20 protein-coding genes and 2 pseudogenes are annotated in these 25,899 nt (G+C 69.7%); 9 read left to right on the plus strand and 13 right to left on the minus strand.

What is annotated here, in order from left to right:
* Positions 1 to 101: 101 nt before the first annotated feature.
* A pseudogene (locus ACWGI8_RS13350) lies at positions 102 to 500 on the plus strand (response regulator); the annotation flags it as partial.
* A 102-nt stretch (positions 501 to 602) separates the two neighbouring features.
* On the opposite strand, the gene ACWGI8_RS13355 reads toward ACWGI8_RS13350, so the two are convergent.
* Together ACWGI8_RS13355 and ACWGI8_RS13360 are read right to left on the minus strand one after the other, a co-directional pair.
* Positions 603 to 3,188: a SpoIIE family protein phosphatase gene (locus ACWGI8_RS13355; protein WP_453660515.1), complete on the minus strand. Its 2,586-nt coding sequence runs from the start codon at positions 3,186 to 3,188 to the stop codon at positions 603 to 605.
* Between the two features lie 106 nt (positions 3,189 to 3,294).
* Entirely contained in the window at positions 3,295 to 3,612 is a 318-nt protein-coding gene (locus tag ACWGI8_RS13360; protein ID WP_453660516.1) for a DUF6381 family protein, read from the minus strand.
* Between the two features lie 244 nt (positions 3,613 to 3,856).
* On the opposite strand from ACWGI8_RS13360, the gene ACWGI8_RS13365 reads away from it, so the two are divergent.
* Positions 3,857 to 4,282, plus strand: a complete 426-nt coding sequence (locus ACWGI8_RS13365) for a CBS domain-containing protein (protein WP_453660518.1) — start codon at positions 3,857 to 3,859, stop codon at positions 4,280 to 4,282.
* Between the two features lie 192 nt (positions 4,283 to 4,474).
* On the opposite strand, the gene ACWGI8_RS13370 is transcribed toward ACWGI8_RS13365, so the two are convergent.
* A complete protein-coding gene (locus tag ACWGI8_RS13370; RefSeq protein WP_453660520.1) occupies positions 4,475 to 4,825 on the minus strand; it encodes a PRC-barrel domain containing protein in 351 nt (116 codons plus the stop codon).
* Positions 4,826 to 4,989: 164 nt separating this feature from the next.
* On the opposite strand from ACWGI8_RS13370, the gene ACWGI8_RS13375 reads away from it, so the two are divergent.
* The gene (locus ACWGI8_RS13375) at positions 4,990 to 5,313 is read left to right on the plus strand and encodes a plasmid stabilization protein (RefSeq protein ID WP_453660522.1); all 324 of its coding nucleotides are present in this window, start codon (positions 4,990 to 4,992) and stop codon (positions 5,311 to 5,313) included.
* Between the two features lie 285 nt (positions 5,314 to 5,598).
* Here the strand turns inward: ACWGI8_RS13375 and ACWGI8_RS13380 are convergent, their stop codons facing one another.
* From ACWGI8_RS13380 to ACWGI8_RS13390, 3 genes are all read right to left on the minus strand, one after another.
* Positions 5,599 to 5,793 (minus strand): hypothetical protein, encoded by a 195-nt coding sequence (locus ACWGI8_RS13380; protein WP_453660523.1) that lies wholly within the window; start codon positions 5,791 to 5,793, stop codon positions 5,599 to 5,601.
* Between the two features lie 209 nt (positions 5,794 to 6,002).
* Positions 6,003 to 6,425, minus strand: coding sequence for a DUF350 domain-containing protein (locus tag ACWGI8_RS13385; protein WP_453660524.1), 423 nt, complete (start codon positions 6,423 to 6,425; stop codon positions 6,003 to 6,005).
* A 176-nt stretch (positions 6,426 to 6,601) separates the two neighbouring features.
* Positions 6,602 to 8,587 (minus strand): hypothetical protein, encoded by a 1,986-nt coding sequence (locus ACWGI8_RS13390; protein WP_453660526.1) that lies wholly within the window; start codon positions 8,585 to 8,587, stop codon positions 6,602 to 6,604.
* Between the two features lie 216 nt (positions 8,588 to 8,803).
* On the opposite strand from ACWGI8_RS13390, the gene ACWGI8_RS13395 reads away from it, so the two are divergent.
* Genes ACWGI8_RS13395 through ACWGI8_RS13415 form a run of 5 tightly spaced genes read left to right on the plus strand, consistent with a single transcriptional unit; the run spans position 8,804 to position 14,703 of the window.
* On the plus strand, positions 8,804 to 10,150 hold the full coding sequence (locus ACWGI8_RS13395; RefSeq protein WP_453660528.1) for an ABC transporter substrate-binding protein: 1,347 nt from the start codon (positions 8,804 to 8,806) through the stop codon (positions 10,148 to 10,150).
* Positions 10,147 to 11,070 carry a carbohydrate ABC transporter permease gene (locus ACWGI8_RS13400; protein ID WP_453660530.1) on the plus strand — a complete coding sequence of 308 codons (924 nt, stop codon included), beginning with the start codon at positions 10,147 to 10,149 and terminating at the stop codon, positions 11,068 to 11,070. The genes ACWGI8_RS13395 and ACWGI8_RS13400 overlap by 4 nt, the downstream gene beginning before the upstream one ends.
* Positions 11,067 to 11,894, plus strand: coding sequence for a carbohydrate ABC transporter permease (locus tag ACWGI8_RS13405; RefSeq protein ID WP_453660532.1), 828 nt, complete (start codon positions 11,067 to 11,069; stop codon positions 11,892 to 11,894). Before ACWGI8_RS13400 ends, ACWGI8_RS13405 begins: the two co-directional genes overlap by 4 nt.
* A 2-nt stretch (positions 11,895 to 11,896) precedes the next feature.
* A complete protein-coding gene (locus ACWGI8_RS13410; protein WP_453660534.1) occupies positions 11,897 to 13,681 on the plus strand; it encodes a glycoside hydrolase family 36 protein in 1,785 nt (594 codons plus the stop codon).
* Positions 13,678 to 14,703: a LacI family DNA-binding transcriptional regulator gene (locus ACWGI8_RS13415; protein ID WP_453660536.1), complete on the plus strand. Its 1,026-nt coding sequence runs from the start codon at positions 13,678 to 13,680 to the stop codon at positions 14,701 to 14,703. The genes ACWGI8_RS13410 and ACWGI8_RS13415 overlap by 4 nt, the downstream gene beginning before the upstream one ends.
* 15 nt (positions 14,704 to 14,718) lie before the next feature.
* On the opposite strand, the gene ACWGI8_RS13420 is transcribed toward ACWGI8_RS13415, so the two are convergent.
* A complete protein-coding gene (locus tag ACWGI8_RS13420; protein WP_453660538.1) occupies positions 14,719 to 14,952 on the minus strand; it encodes a hypothetical protein in 234 nt (77 codons plus the stop codon).
* Between the two features lie 197 nt (positions 14,953 to 15,149).
* Here ACWGI8_RS13420 and ACWGI8_RS13425 point away from each other — a divergent pair.
* Positions 15,150 to 15,256 (plus strand): annotated as a pseudogene (locus ACWGI8_RS13425) (IS5/IS1182 family transposase); the annotation flags it as partial.
* Between the two features lie 9 nt (positions 15,257 to 15,265).
* Here ACWGI8_RS13425 and ACWGI8_RS13430 read toward each other — a convergent pair.
* The 6 genes from ACWGI8_RS13430 to ACWGI8_RS13455 all read right to left on the minus strand — a co-directional run.
* Positions 15,266 to 16,492, minus strand: coding sequence for an aminotransferase-like domain-containing protein (locus ACWGI8_RS13430; protein WP_453660540.1), 1,227 nt, complete (start codon positions 16,490 to 16,492; stop codon positions 15,266 to 15,268).
* 67 nt (positions 16,493 to 16,559) lie between these two features.
* Positions 16,560 to 17,672, minus strand: coding sequence for an alpha-hydroxy acid oxidase (locus ACWGI8_RS13435; protein ID WP_453660542.1), 1,113 nt, complete (start codon positions 17,670 to 17,672; stop codon positions 16,560 to 16,562).
* Positions 17,669 to 18,733: a 4-hydroxyphenylpyruvate dioxygenase gene (gene hppD / locus ACWGI8_RS13440; protein WP_453660544.1), complete on the minus strand. Its 1,065-nt coding sequence runs from the start codon at positions 18,731 to 18,733 to the stop codon at positions 17,669 to 17,671. Before hppD ends, ACWGI8_RS13435 begins: the two co-directional genes overlap by 4 nt.
* Before the next feature lie 237 nt (positions 18,734 to 18,970).
* The gene (locus ACWGI8_RS13445) at positions 18,971 to 22,177 is read right to left on the minus strand and encodes an amino acid adenylation domain-containing protein (protein WP_453660545.1); all 3,207 of its coding nucleotides are present in this window, start codon (positions 22,175 to 22,177) and stop codon (positions 18,971 to 18,973) included.
* Positions 22,178 to 22,204: 27 nt separating this feature from the next.
* On the minus strand, positions 22,205 to 25,345 hold the full coding sequence (locus tag ACWGI8_RS13450; RefSeq protein ID WP_453660547.1) for a non-ribosomal peptide synthetase: 3,141 nt from the start codon (positions 25,343 to 25,345) through the stop codon (positions 22,205 to 22,207).
* Between the two features lie 291 nt (positions 25,346 to 25,636).
* Positions 25,637 to 25,899: hypothetical protein (locus ACWGI8_RS13455; RefSeq protein ID WP_453660549.1), on the minus strand; the 263-nt coding region annotated here is incomplete at its 5' end.

Consider the following 25,899-nt stretch of genomic DNA (forward strand, 5'->3'; position numbering starts at 1 on the left):
ACAAATAAGTACACGTCGGAAGCTCTCTGCAGGATATTAAAAAAACACGGCTCGCCACCCGGGAGGCCCGGCCGGGCGGGGAGGCCCGGCCGGGCGGGGAGGCCCAGCCGGTCCACGACGGGTCGCTCGCCGGGCGGGTGATCCTGATCGTCGACGACGACGCACGGAACGTCTACGCGCTCACCGAGATCCTGGAGGCGGCTGGGGCGCGGGTGCTCACGGCGGACGACGGACGCTCCGGCATCGAACTGCTCACCGCGCACCAGGACGTGGACCTGATCGTGATGGACGTGATGATGTCCGGGATGGACGGCTACAGCGCCACCGCCGCCATCCGTGAGCTGCCGCGCTTCGCCGACGTGCCCATCATCGCCGTGACCGCCAAGGCCATGCCGGGAGACCGGACCAAGAGCCTGGAGGCCGGGGCCAACGACTACATCACCAAACCGGTCGACGCGTACGACCTGGTCGCGCGCGTACGCAGCTGGCTGAAGCGCTGACCTGCTGCTGCCCGGGCCGTATCGGGTGGCAGTGCCCTACGCGGCGACAGTGCCGTTCGCGGCGCCCGGGCCGTACCCGGCGCGGGTGTGCGGTATGCGGCCTCACGACACGCGGACGACCACCAGGCTGGTGTCGTCGTCGGTGTCCCCGGTGACCGAGCCGAGCAGCCGGTCCGTCCGCTCGTCCAGGCCGCCGGGGCCGAGCCGCTCCGCCGCGCGGCGGAGATTCGCGAGGCTCTCGTCGAGCCCGGTGTGCCGGCTCTCCACCAGACCGTCCGTGTACAGCATCAGCGTGTCCCCGGCCTTGAGCGCGGTGCTCGACTCCGTGTACTCCACCTCCGGCACCGCGCCCAGCAGGATGTTCCGCGGCGCCTCCAGGAAGTCCGCCCGCCCGGCACGGAGCAGGAGCAGCGGCAGATGCCCGGCGCTGGCCCAGCGCAGCGACCGGTCCGCGGGGTCGTACAGCGCACACACGGCGGTGGCCGTCGGGTGCCCGTGCGTGTGCAGCGTGACCTCGTTGAGCCAGGCCATCAGCCGCCCCGGCGCATGACCGGTGAAGGCCAGGCCGCGCAGCGCGTTGCGCAGTGCCACCATGCCCGTCACCGAATCGATGCCGTGCCCGGCGATGTCGCCGACGGCGACCAGCACCCGGCCACTGGGCAGCGGCAGGACGTCGTACCAGTCACCGCCCACCCGGTACTCCTCGACCGCGGGCCGGTAGCGGGCCGCGACCTGGAGGCCGGGCAGCCGATGCAGAACGGGCACTTCGGGGACGATCGCCTGCTGCAGCTGGAGAACGATCTGATGACGCAGCGCGGCCTGCGTCTGTGCGGCGGTCAGCCGGTCGAAGGTCGCGCTGAGCGCGATCTCCGTGTGGTGCTGCGCCGAGACGTCCTGGTACACCCCGGTGATGCCGGTGAGGACGCCGCCTGTCAGCAGCGGTTCCGCGGCGATCCTGACATGCCGCAGCCCGCCGTCCTCGCGGACCGCGCGGACCACGGTGTGCGCCCCCTCGTGGCTCCGGGTCAGCGCCGTGAGCAGCTCGGTCAGATTCCCGGCCTCGTCGCGGTGCAGATGCGGCGCGAGCCGGCCCAGTGGCACCGGGGGAGTGGCCGGGTCGAGCCCGAAGATCCGGTACGCCTGCTCGCTCCACCGGGACCTGCCGCTGATCAGGTCGTCCTCGAAGGCGGCCAGGTTCTCCAGCCGGCCCAGGACCCGCGAGAGGGACATCCCGGGATCGGTGGCACCGTGCCAGAGCACGACGGTCCGGCCGGGGCCGACGGGCAGCACCCGGACGTCGTGCAGCGGATCGGGGTCCCCGGCCCGGTGCTCGACAGGCACCCTGGCCGCCCGCTGCGGGGCCGCGGATTCCCGCGCCGCCTGAGCGAGTCGTACGAGATCGGCGTGCATGGTCGGGAGCACCTGGGCGAGCGGGCGGCCCGCCGGGCCGTGCACCGGGCCCGCGGAGTCCAGCGCCGGCCGGTTGAGGTGCTCGACATGCAGGGTCCCGGTGTCCGGGTCCGCGCGCAGGGCCATCGCCGGATGCGTCAGCAGATCGAGCAGCGGGGCGAGTACGGCGGGCTCCGCGGGGTCGGGCGCGCCCGCGTCCAGGATCCGCGCGGCCGGGACCGCCAGACCGGTCAGCGCCCGCTGCACCGGCTCGTCCAGGGTCATCGGGCCCGGCCAGTCGGCGACTGCCAGCCCGGTCACCGTCCCGCGCTGCCGCAGCGGCAGTACGGCCCGGGCCGCGTCCGGAACGGGCCCCGGCAGCCGCTCGCCCTCCGGCGGGCCGGACGGCAGCCACACGGGGGCGGCCTCCGTCAGTACCCGGTGCAGCGGACTGCCCGCCGCCGGTGGAATCCACCGCCAGTGCGCGGCCTCCAGCGGGCTCACCCCCGCCTGCCCGGCCAGCTCGAGACAGTCCGTCGCCGTGCGCCGGAACAACCACAGGCCACGGACGCCGAGCGGGCGCATCCCGCCGTCCAGCAGGGTCTCGGCGATCTCGTCGACCGTGCTGCCGGTCTGCGCGGCGGCCTCCGCGGCAGCCTCGATGTGACGGGCCCTGCGCGCGTCGGCCCGGTTCTCGTCGGCCCGGTCCGCGTCGCGTCTGTCCGCGTCCAGGGCTGCGTCCGCGCTGTGGACTGCGTCGGGGGCGTCGGGGGCGTCGGGGGCGTCGGGGGTGCCGGGGGCGTCGGGGGTGCCGGCGGCGCGTGGGGCGGTCGGGGCGTGCCCGGCATGCGCGGCGCTCCGTGCGTTCGCGGCCTGCTCGTCCCGCGTGGCACTTTCGGCCTGCAGAGCGTTCTCGTCCCGCGTGGCGCTCTCGGGCTGCAGAGCGTTCTCGTCCCGCGTGGCGCTCTCGGGCTGCAGAGCGTTCTCGTCCCGCGTGGCGCTCTCGAACTGCAGAACGTTCTCGCCCGCCGCGTCGGCCGTCCCTGATGCGGCGTTGACGATGTCCGCGGCCAGATCCTCCGGGGGAAGACCGGTGGTCTCTGCGAGCTGCGCGAGGTGGTCGACGGCCTCGGCCGGAGTGAGAGAGAGCTGTGCGACAAGGACGCCCGAGGCCAGGTCGAGCAGATGGTGCCGCGCGACGTCGCGGCGCAGAGCCGCGAGTTCGGCGGTGAGCTGCGTGACTGCGGCGGCCAGCTGGTCCGGCCCCGGTTCGTCCCGCCCTTGATCGGGCACGGTCATGTCGTCTCCAGCGTGACGAACCGGATTCTACCCGGGCACAACGCTCCGGGCAGCGGACGGCCGCCCGTACCGGCGTGGGGTGTACGGGCGGCCGCCGCGTTGTCCGTCAGGCGCCGCGTGGCCGTTCCGGCCCTGGACGCTGTGGCCCTCGCGGGCCGTGCTGACGCTGATGGTGGTGGTGCGTGGGCGCTCCCGGGGCGCCGGGAGTGCCCTGCACGTCCTGCCTGTCCTGCCTGCCCTGAGTACTCGCGGAACCCGCGGCGCCGGGGCTGTCGGCGTCGTACTGCTGCCGCAGCTCCTCGGCCTTGCGGCGCAGCCGCGCCCGGTGTTCGGGGTCGTTGCAGCGGTCCGCGCCGCGGGTGAGCTCCTCGGCCATCGCCCGGAGCTGCTCCGGAGTCCTGACGGGTTCACCTGCTGTGGTCATGGCTCCTCCTTCCGTGGCCGGACGCCTGTAGGCGTCGGGCCCGGGGCCATGAGCCAGGCAAACACGGCGGGGTCACCCTCGCATCCCCGCCTGTCGCGGAGCGTGACGAACTGCCCTTCTACCTGGGGTGATGCTCACCGGAGGTCCCCGTGCCGCCGCGCGGACCGGGCCGCAGCCCGTGAATTTCCGGATAACCCGGCCCGGCGCGGGCAGGCGCCGTATGCCGGCGAAGGGAGTGAGGGCCATGACGCAGCTCGTGAAGGACGTGATGACGAATGGAGTGCTGGCACTGGCTCCCGAGGCATCGCTCGTCGAGGCCGCCAGGCTGATGCGGGACAGGGACATCGGAAACGTGATGGTCGCCGACGAGGACCGGCTGCTCGGCGTGCTGACGGACCGTGACATCGCTGTGCGTTCGGTCGCCATGGGCCACAACCCGCACATCGTGCCGGTTCGTTCCGTGTGCACCCCGAACGTGCTCACCATCGGACCGGACGTGGACGCCGCCGAGGCCGTGAGGGTGATGCGGGTGCACGGGGTGCGCCGGCTCGCGGTCGTCGAGGACAGCCGGCCGCTGGGTGTCGTCACGCTCGGGGACCTCGCGAGGGCCCGTGATCCGGGCTCCGCCCTGGCAGGCATCAGCGCCGCGCCGCCGAACAGCGGAGCCTGAGCGGGGCCTTCGGCTCCTGCCCGGATGGTCTTGTCCGGGTGGGCCGGGCTCTTCCGGGCCGGCTCACGGGCCTGGCCCAGGAACCGGACGGGACCGGACGGAACCGGACGGGACCGGGCGGGACCGGGCGGCCGGGCAGCCACCGGGCCGCCGGGACGCACCGGGGCCTCAGGGCCTCACAGCCGCGGGGCCTCACATGTGGCGGTTCGCGTAGTACTGCTCGATGAGGCGGACGGCCATCACATCATCGTCGTCCCGTCCGCTCTCGAAGTCCGGCGACTCCTTGATCTGCGCTTTCGAACAGTCCACGTACACCGTCTCGTTCTCGTGGTCGATCCGCGTGACCACACCCGCCGGTACGCGGACCCGGTGGCCGAAGATCCACGGCCCGGTGTCCACGACGATGTAGGAGCGGCCGACGTCCTCGGAGTGCCTGTCGATCTTGCCGATGGCACCGTCGGTCGCCTCGACCTTGTATCCGATCAGCTGCGCCCCCGGTGCGTGCCCCGCGGTCTCGGGGAAACCCCACATACCTGCACCCATGGCGATGTCCTTTCCTCCTGTGCTGCGGGTACCCGGTTCATGCTGCGGGTACCCGACGCAGAGCTGCCGACCTGGCGACGGTTCGCCCGCCCCGGCCGGGGTAGACGCAGCGGCGAGTCCGGAGGCGCACGGGACTCCGGCTCGGTCCGAGAGGAGGCCCGGCGATGCCCCGAGGATCCAGTCCCAAGCGTGAGCGCCAGTACGAGCACATCAAGGAGAGCGCGCTGGAGCGCGGCGAGAGCCGTGCGCGCGCCGAGGAGATCGCCGCGCGCACGGTCAACAAGGAGCGTGCACGCAGTGGTGAGTCGAGGACGGCGAGCCGCACCTCGACCGAGGACATCTCGTCGTCGCGGCGCGGCGGCCTGCGCTCCCACAAGGGCGCCCAAGGGCCGACGTACGACCAGCTCTACGCAGAGGCGAAGAGCCGCAACATCCACGGCCGTTCGAAGATGAACAAGCAGCAGCTAGCCCGCGCGCTCGGCCGGTGACCCGCCGCTTCGGCGCGGCGCGCACCTCGTACCCGCCGGCGCGCCGGCCCGGTCCGCGGGGCAGGGTGACCGAGAGGGCGCGCGCGTCCATCGTGCCGACGGTCCTGGGGTCCGGAATCTCCGGAAGGAAGGCCGTCCGTTGCCGCCGGCCGCTCGGGCCGAGCGGCATGGACGGGCTCGTTTCCTCGTGGTGTTTCCGGTGTGTGCGGCGCTCTGCGCACGAAGCGTGACAGATGCCAACTGAGTGTGATTGCTGTGCTCTTGATGCGCGAGCCCACGCTCCCGTCAGGGCAGGTAGCGCTCCAGCGCCGCAGCGCCTTTCTCCTCGATCTCCTTGCGGGCACGTGCCAGATTGGCGGGAGTGGGCTCACGGCCGGACGCCATCACCAGATCCTCGGGATCGAAGGGGCGCTCCGATCCGGTGAAGTACCGCGCCGGCCGCTGCCTGCTCTCCGGCTCTTCGCTCTTGTCCTGCGTCATGATGTGCCTCCGGGCGAATCCGGTATCGAGCGACTGAATACCAGCATCACGCGGGATCCGGCGCAATGCAGCCCGGGGAGCACAAAGCACCGGAATTCCTTCCGTCGACGCGACGGAAGGCAAGCGGAGAGCCACCCGGAGGCACGCCCGAGCCACCCGGAGGCACGCCCGGAGAGCCCCCCGGAGGCACACCCGTACCGTCCGTACCGTCAGGCGATCGACGCCGAGACGATCGCCGCCACCGCGAGATTGCACGACGCCGTCACCCACACCGCCGGGTGCGGCTCCGCCTCGACCAGCGTCGCTCCCAGCTTGCCCGGCGTCACCAGGTCCACCACCAGGAACGCCACGGCCATCAGCACGAGCCCCAGCACACCGAACGCGGCCGTCGACACCAGGCCCTTGCCGAAGTCGTCGTACGTCGTCCAGATCGACGTGAACACAATGCCGCCGATGCCCAGTAGGGCAGAGCTCAGCAGCACCGCCGCATTGCGGTTGCGCTCCTCCCAGATCTGCCGTCCGAGCTTGCCGGGCGTCAGCGCGTCCACCAGGACGATGCCGAGGATCAGCAGGACCACACCGAGGGCACCATAGGCGGCGGCCCGGCCAAGTCCATTGACTATGTCCGTCATTGAGAAGCCAGCTCCGTGTCGAAGAATGATCGTGGTCAAGGCGCGGCAAAATGTATCGCACGATCATCGCGCAAGGTGACGCAGGCAACGGCGGCGTGGGCGGGGCATGGTCGTCGACTGGGATGCCCAGGACGGGCGCGGGCCGGTCACCTGTGGCGAACGGCCCGCCCCGGTCCTCAGCCGGCCTGGACCGTGACCGTGCGACCCGGGGCCACGACCGGGGTCACGTAGGTGTACGTCACCCCGTCCACCACCTTGGTGCGGGCCGGCCGGGCCACCCCGTTGACCTTGACCGTGGCGTACGTGCCGGGGAAACGGGCCTCCCAGGTGTACGAGGAGCGGCCCGAGCTGTGTGTGAGCGACGACTTCGTCGCCCCGTCGTGGCGCAGGGAGAAGACCGAGTCACCGACTCGGAGGTCGTCGATCTGCAGCCAGTCCATGCCCGACGGCAGCCGGGACTGGGTGCTCAGGGCGTGCGCGGGCGCGTTGGGGACGACTCCCATCAAGCCTTCGACGGTCTGGCCGAGCAGGGTGAAGGAGACCTCGGGGTAATCCCCGTTGGTGCCCTGCTTGGTGTTGACGTGCTGGACGTCCTTCCGGTCGTAGACGTGCTTCATCCACTTCCAAGCGGTGTCGTTGCGGTTGTTCCGGAAGAAGGTGTCCGGCAGGTAGGTGAGGGCCTCGATGTTGGTGGGCCGGTCCGCGCCCGAGGCCTGCTCGTCGATGTAGTCGAGGTAGGCCTCCCGGCGGGCGCCGGGGTCGACGATCTGCTTCATCGGCATGAACCAGCTGTTCTCCTTGCCCCAGCCGGTCAGTGCGCGCCCGTCCGTGGTGTAGCCGCGGACCATGTCCGCGCCCGAACCGGTGCCGCTCCAGGTCGAGTTGAAGTACGTCTTCAGGTCCCGGGCCTTGGTCTCGTACCGGGCGGCGAGCGCGCAGTCCCCCTTGGCGCGGGCGAGCGAGGCCATCGCCAGGTACGCCTGGTACTGGGAGCCGATCGCGTCGCCGGCCTCGGCGAGCGGCTCGCTGCTCTGCTCGTTGTAGCTGGCCGTGCCCTGGAAGATGCCCCGGCCGGTGCCCTCGGCCACCTTGACCGCGCCGTTGTCCTTGAGCCCGTCGTGCAGGGTGACGAACTCGTCGGTGGCGTGCCGGTAGAAGTCCCACAGGGCCGGGTCCTCGACGTAGGAGCGGTCCCCGCTCCAGCGGTACGCCTCCTCGGACTTCTGCACCAGCTCGAAGGTGGCGGGCACCTCGCGGACGAAGTTCGAGGGGCTCTTGTAGTCGATCGAGAGGTAGGTCTTCGTGTCGAAGTTGAGCGCCCACGCCGGGTAGTACTTGTGTGCGGGGGTGGCGGACGCGGCGAAGGAGCGGAGCATCGCCTTGTTCTCCGCGTGCAGGCCGAGGACCCCGGCGCCCGCCAGTTGGTGGGCCATGTCGCGCGAGTAGTAGCCGCTGCGGTTGGCATAGCCGGCCCAGTAGGAGGCGGCATAGGTGCCGGTGCCGCTGCCACCGGTGTGGTTCTCGTCGACGTTGAGCGGGCCCTGGGTGCCCGGCAGGTGGACCCAGCTGTTGGCCTTCCGCTTGGACCAGTCGAACATCTCGACGATCTTCGGGTCGGAGGAGCTGATCCGGGGGTCCGCGGGGGAGGCGGGGGAGAGCATCACGTCGTCGGCGTTGACCCAGGCGTCGCCCGACTCGAAGGCGATCTCCAACGTGTCGCCGGGCGCGAGGCTGATCCGGCTGAGCGTGTAGCGCCGGTAGTTGGAGGCGCTCGGCAGGGTCTGCGCGGCGGCGACCGCGCCGTTGACGCGGGCGACGTACCGGCCGTTCGGCCCGCCCGTCGCGATCCAGGCGGATATGTCGTACGTACCGCGGCCCGTGGCCGTCACGGTCTGGGACACCCTCATCCCGGGCCCGCCGTCGAGGTAGGCGAGCCGCGCCCCGCCGTGCGGGTAGTTCGTGGCAACCCCGGTACCGGAGGTGAACTGCCAGACCGTGCCGCCCTGTTCGAAGCCGGGGTCGGCGACGGTGAGCACGGCGGGCGCGGCCTGCCCGGCGGCCGTACCGGGCGGCGCCGCCGCGGCCGGGCCACCGAGGGCGAGCGGGGTGAGCGGGACGAGCACGGCGAGGGCGGACAGGAGCGACACACGGGAACGCGTCATCGGGTTCTCCCGGGTTGTGGTGGGGCGACGGGTCTGCGATGAGCTGGGCGCGCGGCACGCTAGCAATCAGTCCTGAAGACTTGCAATGAGATCTGCCGGATTGATTTGCCGGATCGAACTGAAGGTTTTCATCTCACTCTTGCAAGTCGAAAGTTGACGTTGTTACAGTCCCGGCCAGTCGGCTTCCGCAACGGTGCGAGCAGGGGTGGTTCAGGGATGGAACTGCAACGTCGAAGAGTGCTCCGGATGGGCGGCGCGATCGCTGCGGGAGCCGGGCTCACCGGCCTGACCGCCTGCTCCGGCACCGGCGACACGGGCCAGGGCGGAACCGCCGGCGCGAAGGACAAGGGCAGCATCTCGGTCTGGTCCTGGCAGGGACCGGCCGCCGAGATGAAGGCCCTCGTCCCGGAGTTCAACAAGAAGTACCCGGAGATCGAGGTGACGGTCGAGGACATCGGCAACCCGGCGATCTGGGACAAGATCACCACTGGTCTGGCGGCCGGCGGCCAGGGCCTCGCCGACGTCCTGCACATCGGCGTCGACTACCTGCCGGGCTACGTGGAGAAGTTCCCCGGCGGCCTCGCCGACCTCGGCCCGCTGGGTGCGAACGCCTACCGGGACGCCTTCGCCCAGGGCCTGTGGCAGACCGTGTCCCCCGACGGCAAGCGCGTCAACGCCCTTCCCTGGGAGGCGAACTCGGCGGGTTTCTACTACCGCGCCGACCTCTTCGAGAAGGCCGGGGTCGACGCCGGCGCCCTCCAGACCTGGGAGGAGACCATCGAGGCCGGCAAGAAGATCAAGCAGAAGACCGGCGCCCACCTGCTGGGCATCGACAAGCCCGCCTCACAGGCCGACGCCGCCAACTTCTTCCAGATGCTCCTGCAACTGCAGGGCGCCTTCTACTTCAACCTCGCCGGGGACATCACGCTCGACTCCCCAAAGGCCGTGAAGGCCATGACCCTCATCAAGACGATGAACGACGCCGGCCTGGTCAGTGACCTCGCCGGTGGCTGGAACGCCCTGATGAGCTCCCTGAAGCAGGGGACCGCGGCCGTCCTGCCCATGCCCACCTGGTTCGGCGGCATCATCGAGGAGCAGGTCCCCCAGGAGGCAGGGAAGTGGAAGGTCCGGCTTCCGCCGGCCGTCCGCCGGGGCGGCGCCACCGCGGCCACGGTCAACTCCACCCACCTCGCCGTCGCGGGCAGCAGCAAACACCAGGCCGCCGCCTGGTCCTTCATCGAGTTCGTCCTCACCCGCCCGGCCTCCCAGGTGCAGATCTACAAGGGCAAGGGCATCGCCCCCGCCCTGATGCAGGCCTACGACGACGCGGTCTTCCACGAGCCCTCGGCCTTCTTCAGCGGCCAGAAGAAGGGCGAGGTCTTCCTGGAGGCCCTCAAGGCCCCCTCGCCCGCCTTCAACTACACCGCCGACTACGCCCGCGCCCTCAAGCTGGTCGCCGACGCCCAGTCCAAGGTGCTGCTGGCGGGCGCCGACCCGGCGAAGGTACTCAAGGAGGCCGCCGACCAGCTCGCCCAGCAGACCGGACGCAAGGTCTCCCGATGACCGTGACGCTCAACGGCCGCACGGCCCCGGCCGTCCCCGCCGAGGGGACTGCCCCGCGGCCCCGGCCGCGTCGCCGCTTCGCCCCGTACCTCTTCGTGCTGCCCGCGCTGCTCCTGTTCGCCGCCTTCAAGATCTACCCCATCGGCCGGTCCTTCGTGATCAGCCTCCACAAGACCGTCGGCGGGACCGAGCAGTTCGTCGGCGCCGACAACTACACCCGGTTGCTGGGCGATCCGCTGTTCTGGACCGCCCTGAAGAACACCGCGGTGATCCTCGCCGTCCAGGTGCCCGTCATGCTGGCCCTCGCCACCGGACTCGCCGTGGCCCTGAACTCCAGCCTGCTGCGCGGCCGTGCCGTCTTCCGGCTGGGCTTCTTCCTGCCGATGGTCACCGGCCTGGTCGCCTACGGGATCATGTTCTCCGTCCTGCTCAACAAGGACTACGGGCTGGTCAACTGGCTGCTGGGGCTCGTCGGCCTGGACCCCGTGCTGTGGCTGACCGACCCCCTGTGGGCGAAGGTCTCCCTCGGTCTCGCCCTGACCTGGCACTACACCGGATACAACGCGGTGATCCTGCTCGCCCGTCTGCAGTCCGTGCCCGCCGAGCTGTACGACGCGGCAGCCGTGGACGGGGCCGGTGCCTGGACGTCCTTCCGCCACGTCACCCTGCCGGGTCTGCGCCCCGCGCTCCTGCTCACCACGGTGCTCTCCACCATCGGCACTCTGCAGATCTTCGACGAGCCGTACGTGCTCACCGGCGGCGGCCCGGACAACGCCACCCTGACCATCGGCGTGTACCTGTACCAGAACGCCTTCAAGTACTTCGACTTCGGATACGCCTCCGCCATCGCCTACGCCCTGGCCGTCCTCATCGGCGCCCTCGGTGTGATCCAGTTCCGCCTCCTGGGGGAGAAGCCGTGACCGCCCGCCACCGCGGCAGGAGCATCCTGCTGACCTCCGGACTCGCCATCGCGCTCGCCGCCGTCCTGCTCCCCTTCTACTGGCTCGTGGTCTCCGCCACCCACAGCTCCCGGGAGATCTTCGACAGCCCGCCGCCGCTGCTGCCCGGCGGTCACCTCGCGGGCAACCTCCAGACACTTCAGGACACCGCGCAGTTCGGCCGGGTGGTCCTCAACTCCCTGCTCATCGCGGTCGTCTACACCCTGTGCGCGGGCGCTGTCTGTGCCCTGGCCGGATACGGCTTCGCCAAGTACCGCTTCCGCGGCCGCGAGGCCCTGTTCGGGCTGCTCATGCTCGGGCTCGTGATCCCCGCCCAGGTCACCCTCGTACCGCTCTTCCAGATGATGGCCGAACTGCGCTGGCTGAACACGTACCAGGCCGTGATCATGCCCAACCTGGCCCTCCCCTTCGGCATCTTCCTGATGCGCCAGTCGATGGCCGCGCTCCCCGACGAACTCCTCGACTCGGGCCGAATGGACGGCTGCGGTGAACTGCGACTGTTCTGGAAAGTGGTGCTCCCGCCCATGAAGCCCGCGCTGGCCGCCCTGGCGATCTTCCTCTTCCTCTACCAGTGGAACGACTTCATCTGGCCGCTGATCGTCCTGCGCGACGGCGCCTCGTTCACCATCCCGGTGGCCCTGGCCTCTCTCCAGGGCCTCGACGAGACCGACTACGGCGCGATCCTCGCCGGAACCGCGGCCGCCGCGATCCCGATGGCCCTCGTATTCCTGGCGCTTCAGCGCCAGTTCGTGTCCGGCCTGCTCGCCGGCGCCGTGAAGGAGTGACCGTGCAGACCACCACCGCCCCGGCGAACGGCACCGAGGCCGTGACCACCGCGGGGCTGGCACCCGCCCGCGACGAGCCGCTGCTCGACAGGGTGTCGCTCGCCGTCCTCGCCCACACCCCCGGGGTCCGCCCCGCATGGTCCCTCGGCGAACTCACCGGCGGACTGCGCATGCTGGAGGTGCGGGCCGACGGCGCCCCCGTCGAGGTCCGCTTCTCCGTGCCCCTCGGCGATGCCGCCGGATACTGGCATCCCCAGGGCGGCTGGCGGCGCACCCTCCTCGCGGACTGGGAGGGCCGCTCCCGGGTCTCGCTGGTCGACGGACACGCTGCCGGATGTCTCTACGACCACACCGGCGCCACCCTGCTGACCTTCGCCGCGGCCGACCCGGTCCCCGAGGCGACCCTCCGCTTCGGAGTGTCCGAGGAGAACGACACCCACGTCGTCCACCTCCGCCTGCCCGCCTCACGGCAGCCCCACCGGTTCCTTCTCGTCCCCCGCTCGCCGTCCGTGGCAGTGGCCACGCGGGCACTGCGCGCCTGGTTCGGCGCCGCGCTCGCCTCCATGCCGGTGCCCGACGCGGCCCGCACCCCCGTCTACTCCACCTGGTACGCCTTCAACCAGGACGTCAGCGCGGCCGCCGTCGAGACCCAGGCCGAACTGGCCGCCGGCCTCGGCTGCGGTGCGCTGATCCTGGACGACGGCTGGCAGGAACTGGGCCACGGGCGCGGTTACGCGGGCTGCGGGGACTGGCAGCCCGACCGGGCCAAATTCCCGGACTTCGCCGGGCACGTGGCCCGGGTCCGGGCCCACGGGCTGCGCTACCTGGCCTGGGTGGCGCCCCTGCTGCTCGGCCCCGGAGCCGCCTGCCACGACCGGTGGGCGCACTGCGCGCCCGCCCCCGCCACCGTGCCCGGCGCGCACGTGCTCGACCCACGCCGCCCCGAGGTACGAGCCCATGTCGTCGGGCTCTGCGTCCGGCTGGTCCGGGCGTACGGACTCGACGGACTGAAGCTCGACTTCCTCGACCAGGCCATGGTGTACGCGGACGACGGCGAGGGCGATGTCGGACAAGCCATGGTGGTCCTGCTCACGGAACTGCGCGCGGCCCTGGAATCCGTACGCCCGGGCCTGCTGCTGGAACTGCGCCAGCCCTACACGGGACCCGGCATGGCTCCGTTCGGCAACATGCTGCGCTCCTTCGACTGCCCGGCGGACGCGACCGCGAACCGGGTCCGCACCCTCGACACCGCACTGCTCGCCGTCGGCGGCGCCGTCCACTCCGACATGCTTCTGTGGTCGCCGGACGCGCCCGTGACCGCGGTCGCCCGGCAGCTGATCGGGGCCCTGCACGCGGTGCCGCAGATCTCCGTACGGCTGGACCGGGTACCGGCGGCGCACCGGGAGACGGTCGGCTTCTGGCTGCGGCAGTGGCGGCTCCACCGCGAGCTGCTGCTGGACGGGGAGGTCGAACCGGGCCGGCCCGACGAGCTGTACCCGCTGGTGCGGGCGAGCGCCGGGGATCACTGCCTGCTCAGCGTGCACGGCGACCGGGTCGTCCCGCTGGACTTCTCCGCGTACCGGCAATTCCACCTGGTCAACGGCTCGGACCAGGACCGGGTGATGGTCGAGGTGCAGGGCGGCGGGGGCCGGATCCGGGGCGTGGTCCACGGGCCGGACGGCCGTATCATGGACGGTCCGCCGACGTATCTGCCGGAGGGAGCACGCTCGCTGGCCGTGCCGCGCGGCGGTCTGGCATCGCTCACGATCACGGAAGGACCGCGATGAAGGTCGGGATCACCGAGGTCGCAGCCCGCGCTCAGGTGAGCGAGGCGACTGTCAGCCGGGTGATCAACCGACGCCAGGGCGTGTCGAAGAAGACCCGGGACGCGGTCGAACAGGCCATGGCGGAGCTCGGCTACGAACGGCAGACGCAGGGCCAACTGGTGGCGGTGATCACCGAGTTCGTGTCCAACCCGTTCTTCGCGGATGTGGCCGAGCGCATCGAGTCGGCACTTGCCCCGCACGGACTGAAGACGGTCCTGTGCCCCGCCTTCCCGGGCGGAGTGCAGGAGCGGGACTTCATCTCCGCGCTCGTCGACAAGGGTGTCGCGGCCGTCGTCTTCCTGTCCGCGTCCAACACCGTCGAGGGCGCCGACACCGAGACGTACGAACTGCTGCGCCAGCGCCGCGTCCCTTACGTCGGGATCAACGGCGAGTTCGCGGACGGGGTACCCACCCCGGTCTTCTCCACGGACGACGCGCTCGCCGCCGAACTGGCCGTCGACCACCTCCACCGGCTGGGTCACCGGAGGATCGGGATGGCTTCGGGACCGGCAGGCAACCAGCCCGCCGACCGCCGGGTACGGGGCTTCCTGGAGGCCATGGCCAAGCGGGGCATCGAGGACCCGGAGCGCTGGGTGGTACGGCAGTCCTACACGGTGGAGGGCGGCCAGGCTGCCGTCGGCCCGCTGCTGGCACTGGGCGCCACCGCGATCGTCGCGGCCAGCGACTACATGGCTCTCGGCGTGATCCGGGGCGTCCGCCGCCAGGGGCGCTCCGTGCCCGGTGACGTCTCGGTGGTGGGCTACGACGGCTCGGCCATCACCGAGTTCACGGATCCGCCCCTGACCACGGTGCGCCAGCCGGCCGACCGGCTGGCGCTGGAGGTGGGCCGCAGCGTGCTGGCACTGGTCAGCAACCGGGACGTACCGGCGGGGGAGCTGTTGTTCGACCCCGAACTGGTCATCCGGGCCACCACCGGACCGGCTTCCCCGGAGCCCGGCCCCGGCCCCGGCCCCGGAGCCTGATCCGGGCCCCGGCGCTCAGTGCTCCTCGCCCGCGATGAGGAGTTCACCCATCGTCTCCGTGTGGACGGTGCGGGCCGGGGCGGCCCGGCCGGGGCCACGGGTGTCCCGGCCCGTGTCCGGTGAGTCCTGGAAGACCTGGGGAGCGCTGACCGGAGATGTGAAGCGTTGTAGGTTCCAGGGAACGCCTTTGACCTGCGGAAAGCAGGCAGGGAGCAGACATTCCGGGAGTTTTCCGATTCTTCGTGCCATGTTCAAGTCCAAGATCTATCATCTGGCCGTTTTCGCAGGCCAGAGCCCTGTTGGCCCGCCCCAGGTCAGCAAATGGTCAGCATGCGTCGCAGCCGAGTCTCCGCTTGCTGACCTGCCCGCTGCGCAGACCCTGGTGCGTGATCACTGACTTACGCCCGGAAGGTTCAACCCGTTGCCCGCACCCGTACACGATTCAGCGCGAGACCGATCCCGACTACGTCCTGCTCGACGGCACTCTCGCCGAGTGCGACCGCCTGGCGACGGCCGCGCCGACTACTCCCACAAGCACCGCCGACGCGGGGTAGAGTCGAGGTCAACAGGCCTGCTCGGAGAAGAGCGCGGCAAGCCGGTCCAAACCCTCGTCGATCGCCTCGCCGCTGAGAGAACTGATCGACAGTCGCAGCGCGTTGGTGCCGCCCGAACCGCTGTAAAAGTGGCTCATTGGGGTCCAAAGAACGCCGTACTTGCGGGCCGAATGCTCCAACAGCGCATCATCAACGGTGAATGGAACGGTCACGCAGACGAAGAAGCCGCCAGCGGGCGCATTCCAGCTGATGCCCGGCTGATCACCGAAGCGGTTGTGGAGTCCGGTCAGGAGTCTGTCGAGGTTGTCGCGATAGATCCCGCGCTCCCGAGTGTTGGCCTGGTCGAGGCTGAAGTCGTGCTCCAGCAGAGCGCCGCCCACAACCGCCTGGGCGATCGGAGAGGTGTTCACGGTCACCATGCTCTTGATTTTGGACAGCTGGTCGGCGAAGAGCCCGACGCTGCCATCAGCAGCCGCGACGCGCTGGTCCGCCACGACGTAGCCGACCCGGGCGCCGGGCAGCACCGTCTTGGCGAAGGAGCCGAGATAGACGACCCGGCGGCTGGTGTCCAGCGCCTTGAGCGTCGGGGGTGTCCCCGTGCCGTTGTGGAACACGCCGTATGGGTTGTCTTCCAGGAGCAGGATGTTTTCCCGCTCGGCCAGTTCGAGGAGTTCGCGACGATGTGCGACGTCGAGGCTGAGGCCCGAGGGGTTGGCGTAGTCGGGCATCACATAGCAGGCCCGGGGCCGCAAGCCCTGCCGCCGAGCCGTGCGGATCTGCGCCGCCATGTCGCCCAGGTCGATCCCCGTCGGCCCGGCGGCGACTGGCAGGACGGGCAGATCGACGAGCCGGGCAGCCCCGGTGAGGCCTACGTACATGGGCGAGACGGACAGGAGGACATCGCGGGCGTCCGCCCGCAGCGTGCGCAGTACCAGGAACATGGCTTCCTGGCAGCCGACGGTGACCACCACGGCTTCTGGGTCGGCCTTGATCCCGCAGTCGCGGGCGAGGTGCTCAGCGATCAGTTCGTGGACGATGCCCTTGGTACGGCCGTACTGGCACAGGGTCCGGCGCACCTCCTCCTCGGACAGTTTTCGCTCCTGGGCAAGGTAGCGGCTGAAGGTACGTAGCCTGCCGTGCACCGACTCCAGGTCGAAGAAGCGCTCAACGGGGCGTCCGGGAGCGAAGGACAAAGCCTGCGGGAAGCGCAAGGTCACCTCGTTGAGGAAGTTCATCGAGGTGAGGGCTGGGTCCTCCAGTGAGCTGTGGAGCTCGGTGGTCAACAGATCTGCGGGCGGCCTGTCAGACATGTGGTCCCAGCCTTTCGGTGCGCAGTTGCGCCGCTGCCGCAGGGTCGGCGCAGCCTGCCAGTGTCATGGCTTCGGTCAACTCGGTGCGCAGTAGCGCAAGCACCTCGGCGACTCCCATTTCCCCACCAGCTGCAAGGCCCCACAGGACGGGACGCCCGAGCAGCACGCCGCGGGCTCCGAGGGCGAGTGCCTTGAGCACATCGACGCCGTTGCGAATTCCGCTGTCGAGAAGAACCTCGCAGTCACCAGAAGCTGCAACCACGCCTGGTAGGGCCCGCAGGCTGGGCTGGGCGCTGTCCAATTGGCGGCCGCCGTGGCTGGAGACCACCACGGCGTCGGCGCCGAGGTCGGCCGCCGCGCGGGCGTCGCGCGGGTCGAGAACGCCCTTGACCACCAAGGGCAGCGAGGTCCGCCGTCGCAGCCGTTCCACGTCCGTCCAGGAGAGGGCGGGGGCGAAGGCGGCTGAGGTATGCACCGCGAGCGCCGATGCGCCTCGGATCCTGCGTTGGGCCTCGCCGGCGGAGTCGTCGTCGAGGTTGACCGCGCGGATGTGCGGCGGCAGCGCAAAGCTGTTACGGACGTCGCGCAACCGACGGGCCATCAGCGGCACGTCCACGGTGACAACCAGGGCCTGGCAGCCGGCGTCCTCGGCTCGGCTGACCAGTTCGTCGTTCTTGGCCTGGTCGCGCAGGTAGTACAGCTGGAACCAGGTGTCGGCGCCAGTGGCAGCGATGTCTTCCAGCCGATGGCTGCTGAGCGTGCTGACGACGTAGGGAACGCCGCTTGTCCGGGCGGCGCGGGCCGCGGCCAGTTCGCCGTCGTCGTGCAGCAGGCGCTGGTAGGCCATGGGTGCGACAGCGACCGGCATGGCCGCTGATGTGCCCGCCAGCCGTACGGCGGTGTCCGCAGCGGCAACGCCTGTGAGCACCCGGGGGATGAGGGAAACCTCAGCGAAGGCTTTGTGGTTGGCGACGAGCGCGGTCTCGGTGCCGCTGCCGCCTTCGATGAAGTCCCACACCCGGGGGTCGAGTGTGGCCCGGGCCGCAGAGCGGATGTCGTCCAGGCTCACCGCGGTTCCAGCCGGGCGGTCGTCGGTGGCCGTCACCACAGCTGCTCCGCTTCCACCGCTTCGTACAGCGCCTTGATGTTGCCGCTGCCGAAGGTCGTCGCCCCAGCCCGTTCGATGACCTCGAAGAACAGCGTCCGCCGCGGGTGCACCGAGCGGGTGAAGATCTGGAAAAGCTGACCCTCGTAGTCCTCGTCGGCAAGGATGTTCAGGGCGCCGAGCGCCTGTGCGGAGTGGCGGATCAACCGGAGTCGGTCGCCCAGCATTCGGTAGTAAGCGGGCGGTGTGGTCAGGAACTCCACCCCCTGCTCGCCCATCGTGCCGACGGACTGGACAACGTCCTCGGTACGGAACGCGATGTGCTGGACGCCGGAGCCGCCGTGGTTCTTGATGAAGTGGTCGATCTGGCCCGGCTCGTGGCTGGTGTCGGGCTCGATGAGGGTGAGTGTGACAGCGCCACTCGAGGACTGCACCACCTCGGAGTCCATCGCCTGGGCGCCGACGACGATCTTCTCCGTGAAGGTGTTGTCCAGGCGTAGGACCTCCTCGTAGAACCTGACGGTGGCACGCAGTTGACCGGCCTCGACGCATACCGCGAAGTGGTCGATCTCCCGCAGGCCGGTGTCCACCTCCGGCTCGGGTCGGCACACGGGGGTAAAGCCGGGGAGCTTTCGGCTGTCGGTGCCCTCAAGACGCTGGACGAAGGTGTGCTGGATGTCGCCGAAACCACCGATGCTCGCCGTGATCACGCCGTCTGCCTCGGTGGGCTCCGCCAACGGCCTGGCGCCGCGCTGCACGGCCTCGGCGAAGGCAGCCGCTGCGTCGGGCACCGCTAGGGCGATGTCCGCGACGCCATCGCCGTGCTGCCGGGTGTAGTCGGCGGCGGGGTGATCCTCCGAGCGGGCTTGGGTGAGGATGAGGCGTATTCGGTCGCGGCCGACGCCGACGGAGGTCGCTCGGCCGGGTTGCTCGGAGATCGCATACGTCGCGAGGCCGTAGCAACGGGCAAAGTGGTGTGCGGTGGCGTCGAGGTCCTCGACGTAGAGCACGACGTGGTCGATGGACAGGTCCTGCAGGGCGCTCCGCGCGTGTGCGGTCACAGTGTTGATCTCCTAGACGGGGGTGGTGTGCCGTTCGGTGCCGGGCCGTAGTCCGCTACCAGGGGTCGACGCCGAGCGTGGTCGGCGGCCGCCTGGTGGCCGGCCTGGGCGACACGACCCAAGGCAGGGCCGGCATGGAGGCGGTGTGCCGCCGTGGTGTGTGGGCGTCAGCCTTCGCAGCCGCCCCGTCCGAGCTTCCCGCCGACGGCCGTGCGTACGTCTGCTACCGGGCACGATTCATCCAGCTGAGGCTTTCGCCTGGACCAAGTGCGCGGCGAGCTCACGCACCGTCTGATGCGCGAGGAGGTCGGACAGTTCGACGTCGAGTCCGAGTTCCCGCGACCGGCTCAGAATGCTGATCAACCGGATGGAGTCGCCACCGATCAGGAAGTAGTTGTCGTCGAGGCCCACCTGCTGGATCTCGAGTACCTCCGCCCATACGGCGGCCACCTTCGTCTCCATGGCGCTGAAGTGTGCGGTCGATGTCGACGGCTGCCCGGGTGGCGGAAGTTGGGCCTTGTCGACCTTTCCGTTCGGCGTCAGCGGGAAAGCCGCCATCAGCACAAAGTGGCCTGGGATCAGGTGAACGGGCAGCGTGCCGACCAAGGAGGCCCGCAGTTCCTCGGGCTTGACGCCGGGCCGGGAGGGGACCACGTAGGCGACGAGTTCCTTGCCGCTCCTGGTCTCTCGTACCAGGACGGTCGCCTCGCGAACGTCCGCCTGGGCGAGCAGGGTTGCTGTGATCTCGCCCGGCTCGATGCGGAAACCACGGATCTTCACCTGGTCGTCCATGCGGCCTCGGTATTCGAGTGCCCCGTTCGACCGCCGACGTACGACGTCCCCGGTGCGGTAGGTGCGGACGCGGGGGTCGGCGGGGTGAGTGAGGAAGCGTTCGGCCTGCAGGTCGGGACGTCCCAGATAGCCGCGGGTGACCCCTGCTCCACTGACGTAGAGCTCGCCGGGCACACCTACGGGAACGGGACGGCCGTAGGCGTCGAGGATCGCCAAGGAGAGGTCGGGGATCGGCTCCCCGATGACAGCGGGACCCGGATCGTCGAGGTCGGTCGCGGACAGGACGTGATGGGTCACGTGGACCGTGGTCTCCGTGATGCCGTACATATTGACGAGCTTTGGCCGGTCAAGACCGTGGCGTGCGATCCAGGGCCGCAACGACCTCGGTTCCAGCGCTTCGCCGCCGAAGATCACGTATCGCAGTCGGAGTGCGTCGTCGTCTTCGCCAGCGCCGAGCTGTTCGTCGGCGTGTATGAGGACGGAGAAGGCCGACGGTGTCTGATTCAGTACCGTGACCCGCTCCTGGCGCAGGAGCCGGTGAAAGTCGCCCGGTGATCGGACTGTGTCCTCGGGGACGACCACCAGGCGTCCGCCGTGGCGCAGCGCTCCCCACAGCTCCCAGACGGAGAAGTCGAAGGCGTAGGAGTGGAAGAGTGTCCATACGTCGGCGGCGCCGAACGAGAACCATGCGGCGGTCTGGGTGAACAGCCGTGACAGATTGCGGTGGCTGACCAGTGTTCCCTTGGGCCGGCCCGTCGAGCCGGACGTGTGGATGACGTAGGCAAGGTCGTCTTGGGTCGCGCTGGGTTCCAACGCGGTGGCCGGCTGGCGGTCGATCGCGTCCCGGTCCTGCTGCAGGACCACGATGGTGCCGGTGATGCCCCGGTACCGAGCGGCCTCCTGCTCGTCGCGGACCAGTACGAGGGTCAGGTCCGTGTCACGGACGATGTACTCGAGGCGGGAGTCCGGATAGGCCGGGTCGAGCGGCACGTACGCACCCCCGGCCTTGTGGATGGCGAGGATCCCGACGACCAGGTCGGAGGAGCGAGGCATCCCGAGGCCGACCAGTGTGTTCCGGTTGACGCCGGCGGCTCGAAGGTGCCGGGCGAGCCGATTGGCCCGTTCGTTCAGTTCCCTGTAGGTCATGTGCTCGTCCTGGCCGGACACTGCGACACGGTCGGGGTGCTCGTGGGCATGCCGAGTGAAGAGCTCGTAGCACGTGGGGCCGCCGTCCGCGGTGCCGGTGGACTGGGGAAGTGGGTGGAGGGCGGCATGCTCGGCCGGGGTGAAGATGGTCAGGTCGTCGATGACCTTGCCCGGGTCTGCCGCGATGTCGGCCAGCAGCGTGCAGAAGTGGTGGAGGAAGCGTTCTCGCCACTGCGGTGACAGGTACCCGTCGAGCGTCACCGTGGGATTCTCCGAGGTGGCGCGCACGGTCAGGTGCACTCCGGTGCCGGCCAGGACGGGTGTCGGACACGGGGCGACATCCACCGGACGTACGTCGAGGCGGTCGAGGTGTTCCTGGAAGGCCACCTGGTCCCGTGCGTCGGACTCTTCGTCTTCGGTGGTGACCGTGGTGAAGGAGAAGGGCAGGACGGAGTCGTGCTCCTCGGGCCAGTCCAGACCTGCTTCTCGCAGAACGCATGGGAAGGGGAGGGCCCGATGGCCGTGTGTCCGCCGCAGGGTGGCGTCGACCCTGCTGAGAAGACCCAGAAATGTCTCCCGGTGCGACAGGTCGGTGCGGATGACCAGTTCATTCGGAGCGGGTCCCGTTGGGGGCTGACCAAGTCCCGCCAGGAGCTCCGGGTTGTCCTGGCGCGGCTGTGCGCGTACGAGGACGTCGTCCGTGGCGGTGTACCGGCCGATCAGAATGGAGTAGGCGGTCAGCAGGCCCACGTGCAGCGAAGTCCCGTTGCGCGTGCAGATGTCGGCCAGTTCCTCGACCGCCTGGGCGGGAAGGAGTGAGGATGCCCTCTTCGGCCGGCCAGGGGCGGCCAGTTCCTCATTGTCGGTCCAGGACAGCACGTGCCGGGGAAGGTCTCCGCTGAGCTCATCGGCCCAGAAGGCACGGTGTGCGGTCGCTTCCTCTCCATCGAGCCACTCTTCCTGGCCGGCACCGTCGGGCGTCGGCCAGGCGTCTGCGAGGTCGGCAGGGGTGCCGCCCGAGGCGGCCGTCACGGTCTGGCGAAGCACGGCATACAGGGAGCGCTGATCGGTGACCGCGCGGTGTCCCGTCAGCGCGAGCAGGGCCCGTGTGTCGCTGGTGCGCAGGAGGGCTGCTCGCACGAGTGGTCCCTCGTGCAGATCGAATGCCCGGGTGCCCTGCTCGTACAGCCAGTCAGCGGCGGTCTCGTCGTTCGCGTCGCGACGCTCCTCCACGCGCCAGTCGAGCGACAGGAGGGGATCGGCGATCTGCAGCAAAGCCGTTCCCTCGAAGCAGAACCGGGTCTGCAGAGAGGGGTGTCGGCGGATCACGGCTTCTGCGGAGTCCCGGAGAGAATCGAGGTCCATCGATTCGGTCAGCCAGCAGGCGGCCTGCACCGTGCAGGCGGCGCCGTCGCCCGCCAGTTCCTGCCGGACGTAGTGGTACTCCTGTACGGGGGTGGCCGTCTTGGTCGGCTGCTGGACTGTGCGTGAGGGGTGAGTGCCCACGGGTCTTCGGTCCTTCTGGTCGGGTGGTCAGCGAGATCGGCCGGGCCGGCGGTTCCAGCTCTTGAGCGCTTGCGCTCGAGCGGTTCCGCGCGAGGTGTCCGGGCCGGGGGCCGACAACGTGCGAGGTGCCGCCGCGTGCGCTCCGTCCAGATGTGAGGCCAGAGCTCGCACGGTCGTGTGGCGGAACAGATCGGCGACACCGAGCGCGGGGTACGTGTCCCGCAGCAGGGCCAAGAGGCGCACAAGGCCGGCGGATGTCCCGCCCAACTCGAAGAATCCGGCGTCCAGATCGGTGACCGGCGCGGCCAGGACGCGCTCCCAGGACCGCCGCACCAAATTCTGTGCCCTGCCCGGGGGAGCGGCGCGTCCAGGCGCGGGGCCGACGGTGTTCGTGGCAGCCCATGTGGCGACGGTCGAGCGGTCCCTCTTTCCATTGGGCAACTGCGGAAGGTGGTGGGCGAGTAGCCACATCGTGGGCAGCATGGCACCGGTGAGCCATGCGCTGGCGAATTCTCGGAGGTCGTTGGCCAGAGCGTCCGGTGCGGTCGTCGCGGAGGAAGTCGTGTCCGGGGTCGGTGCGTCGGAGAGCACGAGGCACGCGGCCACTGCGGCCGCGTCGCGGGTGACCGTGGCCACCGCGTCCAGCACGCGCGGGTGCTTGCGCAGCACGGTCTCGATCTCTTCCAGCTCGATGCGCTGTCCCAGCACCTTGACTTGGGCGTCGGCCCTGCCGATGAACCGTAAGCCGGCGGTGAGGGTGAGGACGGCGCGGTCCCCTGTGTCGTAGGCGCGGTCGTTACCGAGTCCGTGCAGCGAGACGAAGCGTTCGGCCGTGAGCTCGGGGCGCTGCCAATAGCCGGCGCCGACTCCGGCGCCGGTGATGAAGAGGCGGCCGGGACATCCTGCGGGCAGCCGCCGGCCTGAGCCGTCGAGCACGTGACACGATTCGCCGAGCAGCGGCCGGCCGATATGGACCGGTTCTCCCGGCGTGACGCGCCAGATGGTCGACCAGATGGTGGTTTCGGTGGGGCCGTAGCAGTTCAGGACGGGTCCGGGCACGAGCGCGCACAGTTCCGATGCCAGATCGGCCGGAAGGGGTTCGCCTCCGATGAGGAGAACGCCGAGCTTCTTCAGCAGGGTCCGGCCGGATTCGGTACCTGTCAGAATGCGCGCCACGGAGGGGGTGCACTGGTAGAGAGCTCCCTCGGGCACCGGCTGGCGCGCGACGCTGCGGTGATCGGTCAGGAACAGGGTCCGCCCCTGGGCGATGGGCCAGTGCATCTCCAGGCCGCTGATGTCGAAGGACATGCTCGTACCGGCCACGATGACGTCCGGGGTCCCGCCCAGTTCGTGGTTCAGGGCTGCGAGGAGAGCGGTCACGTTCTCATGCCTGATCACGACGCCCTTGGGGTGGCCCGTGGTGCCCGAGGTGTAGATGAGGTAGGCCGGGCTCGCGGGCTGGACGGTCGGCCAGGTCTGCGGCGGAGACGTTGTGGATGCGGGGTCGAGGACGGGGAGGTCCAGCGAGAAGTCGTGTTCCCCGATGACGGCCGCGAGCATGGCGTCCTGGGCCATGTAGCGCAGGCGTTCCGCCGGATAGTCCGGGTCCAGTGGTACGTAGCAGGCGCCCGCCTTCCAGACGGCGAGCATCGCGACCACGAGGTCGGGAGTGCGCGGCAGACAGACGCCGACTCGATCGCCAGGCATGACGCCGGCGGATATGAGTGCTGCGCCCAGGCCCGAGACCCTGCGGTCGAGGTCGTCGTAGGGGATCTCTTCGGTGGCGGTGCGGATGGCGACGGAGTGCGGGGCGCGGCGCACGTGGCCGGCGAGGGCTTCGTGGACCAGCGGAGCGCGCGAGGGGGCGTCCGTGATCGGCGAGGGGCCTGCCTCGGCGGCGAGTTCCTCGGGCGTGAGCAGGTGCAGTGCGGCGAGCGGCGTGGACGGTTCCATGGCCAGGGCACGCAGGGCGCGGGTCAGGTGCTGTCCGAGCAGTTGTGCCTGCTGCGGTGGCAGACGAGTCGCGTCGTGGCCGAGCACGAGGTTCATCGTGCCGTCGGCCTCGTGGTGGAGGGTGACGGCCAGGGGGTACTCGAGGTCCGCCCCTTGCCGTGTGGAGATCTGCCAGGCCACGCCGCCTTCTCGCAGCGGGGGCTGATAACTGGTCTGTGCGCAGAGGATGTGGGTCAGTGGGGTGTGTCCGGGGCGCCTGGCGGCCCGGGTCACGCGCAGGATGTCCTCGACGGGGAGGTCTGCGTGATCCACTGCCTCGAAGAGTGTGTCCATCGCGTGCTCGAGGAACTGAGCGGTGTTCTGTCCGGTCAGGCTGAGCCGTACGGGCAGCGTGTTCTGGTGGCAGCCGATGGAGTCCCGGTCGATGTCCGTGCGGCTGCCGGTGACGGTGGCCAGGACCACGTCTTCCGACTCGCTGTACCAGCCGATCACAACGGCGACTGCGGCGAGCACCTGGGCGAAGGGTGTGACCCCGGCGTCCAGCATCTTGTTCCGGAGGGCGGCGGAGAGTTCGCTCCCGAGCCCCACGGTGGTCACTGTGGTCTGTTCGCCGCCTGTGCCGGGGAGCTCGGCAGTGGACTCGAAGTGCGGCAGGGTGGTGTCGCCTGACCGGCCGTCAAGCGCCGTGGCCCAGAACTTCTCCAGGGCAGCGATCCGTTCGGGATCGGGCGGGAGGGTCGGGTTCGCTGGAGCGGGTTCCCGGGGAGGTGCGCAGTAGGCGTCGGCCAACCCGCGCAGCAGGATGCCGGCCGATTCGTCATCGAAGACGGCGTGATGCACGCCGAACAGGCAGTGTGTGCGCTCCGGGGTGTGCAGGACACGGATCCGGCAGAGTGGGCCTGCGCCGTGCTCGAAGGGCGCGCCGAGGAGTGTGAGCTGTCTGTCGAGCTCATCTGCGGCTTGAGAGGCCGTCAGGTTCAGGACCTCATAAGGGATTTGTCCTGCAGGGTGTGTGTGCTGAGTCAAGCCCTCCGGCCCGAGGTGAAGTGACGTACGCAGGGCGGGATGCGCCTCGCAGGTGGTGCGGACCGCCGCGAGCAGCCTCTGCTTGTCGACCGGGCCCTCTGCGGTGACGTGGTGCACCACGGTCGCCTGACCGCCCTGCTGGTCAAGGAGGAAGAATCGCAGCTGAGCGGCGGAAGCGGGTCCCGTCATGCCGCATTCCTCATCTCGGGGCAGGTTGCAGGATAAATATCCGTACGCTGCTCGATGGAATGCATGCTTCCCTCAACCCCCGTAAGGCTCTCGGTGACTCGGCAGACTGGGGCGCCACGCCGGCCGGAGAGAACCTCTCATTACGATCCGGATCGCATGGCGCCGGGCCACATTGGAACCTAGGTGGAGACCGCCGTGATAGTCAACGGTTTATTTTTTTCATATGGAAGGGTGTCAGCGAAGTGCCAGATTTAGCCATCATGTCAACATTCCGCCAGTGTGTGGCGTGGCTCACATTGCCCCCTTGGCCTGCTGATATGTAACGTGCAGCGAGAGTGTTGACGGCTTGTTGCCCGGCATGCGCTCGCTGCCAACGGGGGAAGGCGGAAATTGAATCCGCTTGCCATGGGCCTCCGCTGCGCGAAATTCTTTTATGCGCATCAAAAAGAGCCAGGGAGGCACTGAGTGTCCGTATCGAAGCAGGCGTTCACTGATGAACGGGCTCCTTACGATGAATTCATGAAAGAACTCTGGGTGGAAGTTCTGGGCGTGGA

Source organism: Streptomyces sp. NPDC054841, from assembly GCF_053611045.1.

What these genes read in the sequence shown, in the direction of transcription:
- ACWGI8_RS13355 (WP_453660515.1), bottom strand. Translation starts at nt 3,188, where the DNA reads ATGACCGTGCCCGATCAAGGGCGGGACGAACCGGGGCCGGACCAGCTG.
- ACWGI8_RS13360 (WP_453660516.1), bottom strand. Translation starts at nt 3,612, where the DNA reads ATGACCACAGCAGGTGAACCCGTCAGGACTCCGGAGCAGCTCCGGGCG.
- ACWGI8_RS13365 (WP_453660518.1), top strand. Translation starts at nt 3,857, where the DNA reads ATGACGCAGCTCGTGAAGGACGTGATGACGAATGGAGTGCTGGCACTG.
- ACWGI8_RS13370 (WP_453660520.1), bottom strand. Translation starts at nt 4,825, where the DNA reads ATGGGTGCAGGTATGTGGGGTTTCCCCGAGACCGCGGGGCACGCACCG.
- ACWGI8_RS13375 (WP_453660522.1), top strand. Translation starts at nt 4,990, where the DNA reads ATGCCCCGAGGATCCAGTCCCAAGCGTGAGCGCCAGTACGAGCACATC.
- ACWGI8_RS13380 (WP_453660523.1), bottom strand. Translation starts at nt 5,793, where the DNA reads ATGACGCAGGACAAGAGCGAAGAGCCGGAGAGCAGGCAGCGGCCGGCG.
- ACWGI8_RS13385 (WP_453660524.1), bottom strand. Translation starts at nt 6,425, where the DNA reads ATGACGGACATAGTCAATGGACTTGGCCGGGCCGCCGCCTATGGTGCC.
- ACWGI8_RS13390 (WP_453660526.1), bottom strand. Translation starts at nt 8,587, where the DNA reads ATGACGCGTTCCCGTGTGTCGCTCCTGTCCGCCCTCGCCGTGCTCGTC.
- ACWGI8_RS13395 (WP_453660528.1), top strand. Translation starts at nt 8,804, where the DNA reads ATGGAACTGCAACGTCGAAGAGTGCTCCGGATGGGCGGCGCGATCGCT.
- ACWGI8_RS13400 (WP_453660530.1), top strand. Translation starts at nt 10,147, where the DNA reads ATGACCGTGACGCTCAACGGCCGCACGGCCCCGGCCGTCCCCGCCGAG.
- ACWGI8_RS13415 (WP_453660536.1), top strand. Translation starts at nt 13,678, where the DNA reads ATGAAGGTCGGGATCACCGAGGTCGCAGCCCGCGCTCAGGTGAGCGAG.
- ACWGI8_RS13420 (WP_453660538.1), bottom strand. Translation starts at nt 14,952, where the DNA reads ATGGCACGAAGAATCGGAAAACTCCCGGAATGTCTGCTCCCTGCCTGC.
- ACWGI8_RS13430 (WP_453660540.1), bottom strand. Translation starts at nt 16,492, where the DNA reads ATGAACTTCCTCAACGAGGTGACCTTGCGCTTCCCGCAGGCTTTGTCC.
- ACWGI8_RS13450 (WP_453660547.1), bottom strand. Translation starts at nt 25,345, where the DNA reads ATGACGGGACCCGCTTCCGCCGCTCAGCTGCGATTCTTCCTCCTTGAC.